Annotated in this window: 1 protein-coding gene; it reads left to right on the top strand. The window is 77.4% G+C overall.

The genetic code is table 11. The annotated features are described in order from the left end of the window. Window positions 1-2,047: serine/threonine-protein kinase (locus GQS09_RS07125; protein WP_165985142.1), on the top strand; the 2,047-nt coding region annotated here is incomplete at both ends.

A 2,047-nucleotide genomic window follows, 5' to 3' on the forward strand; every position in this document is an offset into this window, starting at 1 on the left:
CGTCGCACCCGGCGGGCTGCTCGCGCTGCCCGAACTGCCCCCGCCGGAGCCGGAATCGCTGCTCGACCCGAATCCGGTGCCGCCGGCCCACGGCCGGCCGTGCGGCAACCCCGCCTGCCGCCGGACCGTCGGCGCACCGCTGGCCGGGCTGCCCGCCCGGCCCGAGGGCTACTGCCGCCGCTGCGGCACCCGCTACTCGCTGCTGCCGCAGCTCCGCCCCGGCGAGACCCTGGACGGCGGGCGCTACACCGTCCGCGGCTGCCTGGCCAAGGGCGGCCTCGGCTGGGTCTACCTGGCCCGCGACACCCGCCTGAACGACCGCCCCATCGCGCTCAAGGGCGTGCTCAATCCGCACGACCCCAAGGCCCGCGCGGCCATGCTGGAGGAGCGCGACCGGATGGTCGCCATCGGCGACCCGGCCATCGTCCGCATCTACGACTACGTCTCGCACCGCCCCCGGCAGGGCGAGCCGGTGGACTACATCGTGATGGAGTTCATCGGCGGCAAATCGCTGCGCACCGTCCTGGACGAGGCCCGGCAGGGCCTGCGCCCGCTCGGCCCGCACACCCCGCTCACCCTGGAGCAGGTGGCCCGCTACGGCTGCCAGATCCTGCACGGCCTGCAGGTGCTGCACCACCGCGGGCTGGTCTACTCCGACATGAAGCCGGACAACGTCATCCACCGCGGCACCCGCGTCGTGCTGATCGACCTCGGCGGCGTCCAGGCGCCCGACGACACCTCGCGCACCCCGGTGACGACCGAGCGGTACGCCGCCCCGGAGACGGTCTCCGGCCAGAGCCCGCCCACCGTCGCCCACGACATCTACACCGTCGGCCAGACCCTGGACGAACTCGCCGAAGCCGTCGAGGAGGGACCGGACCCCGAGGACGTGGGGGTGCGCTCCTTCCACCGGGTTCTCGACCGCGCCCGGCAGCCCGACCCCGCGGCCCGGTTCGCCGGCGCCGCCGAGATGGCCGAGCAGCTTGAGGGCGTGCTGCGCGAGCTGATCTCGCTGCGGACCGGCCGTCCGGCCACCAAGCCCTCGGTGGTGTTCGCCCCCAGCCACGCTCTGCTCGACGCCGGCCTGGGTGCGGTGCCCGGCACCGCGCACTGGCGCCACCGCAGGGTGCGGGACTACCGCCGCTCCCGGGTGCGCAGCCCGGCGCTGGACCCGGGCAGGCCCACCCCTTCCCAGGTGGCGGTGGGCCTGCCGGTGCCGTTCCCCGACCCGTCCGACCCGGCCATCGTGCAGCTCCGGCTGCCCGCACCCGAGGCGCCGCGCGGTGTGGTGCGCCAGCTCGAACGCTTCCTGGAACCGGAGCCGGGCGCGGGCCGCCGCCCGGCCGGTGTCGAGGTGCTGCTGGGTCTGTGCCGGGCCCATCTGCGGGTCCGGCACGAGCTCCCGGCCGCCCAGAAGGAGGACCGGGCGGCCGAACTGGCCCGCGCCGAGGGGCGGCTGCACGAGGCCGAGCAGACCCTGGCCCGCCGCCGGGGGCGGCGCCCGTACGGCCCGGAACTGGCCCGCACCGACTGGCGGCTGGCCTGGCATCACGGCCTGGTGCGGCTGGCCCGGGGCGAGACGGCCGCGGCGGAGACCTACTTCGCCCTGGTCGGGAATGCCCTGCCCGGCGAGTACCCGCCCAAGCTGGCCCTGGCCTACTGCGCCGAGTACCACGGCAGGTACGCCGAGGCGCTGCCGCTGTACCGGGCGGTGTGGCGGCGCAACCCGCAGCAGAGCAGCGCGGCCTTCGGCCTGGCCCGGATCTGGCTGGCGCACGGGCGGCGGGCGGAGGCGGCCGAGGCGCTGGAGGGGGTGCCGCCGCTGTCCCGGCACTACGACGCCGCCCGGATCGCCGCGGTGCGCATCCGTGCCGCCCGGCTGGCCGTGGCGGAGCGGGGCGGCGCCGGAGGCGGACCCGGCCGCGGTGCCGAGGACCGGCCCCGGCCCGACGGCGGGGGCAGCCGGGACGGCGGCGGGAGCCACCGCAGAGACCACGGCGAGGGCGGCGCGAGCGGCGGCAGCGGCGGCAGCGGCGGGAGCGGCGGC

This window comes from Streptomyces sp. YIM 98790 (genome assembly GCF_011421595.1).
Taxonomy (GTDB): Bacteria; Actinomycetota; Actinomycetes; order Streptomycetales; family Streptomycetaceae; genus Streptomyces.